1 rRNA gene is annotated in these 201 nt (G+C 49.8%); it reads left to right on the forward strand.

The annotated features are described in order from the left end of the window. Positions 1-201 (forward strand): 23S ribosomal RNA (locus ATE34_RS10890); the annotation flags it as partial.

A 201-nucleotide genomic window follows, 5' to 3' on the forward strand; every position in this document is an offset into this window, starting at 1 on the left:
CGACCCGCACGAAAGGCGTAATGATTTGGGCACTGTCTCAACGAGAGACTCGGTGAAATTTTAGTACCTGTGAAGATGCAGGTTACCCGCGACAGGACGGAAAGACCCCATGGAGCTTTACTGCAGTTTGATATTGAGTGTCTGTACCACATGTACAGGATAGGTAGGAGTCTAAGAGATCGGGACGCCAGTTTCGAAGGA

This window comes from Streptococcus oralis subsp. tigurinus, from assembly GCF_002093545.1.
In the GTDB taxonomy this organism is placed as follows: Bacteria; Bacillota; Bacilli; order Lactobacillales; family Streptococcaceae; genus Streptococcus; species Streptococcus oralis_C.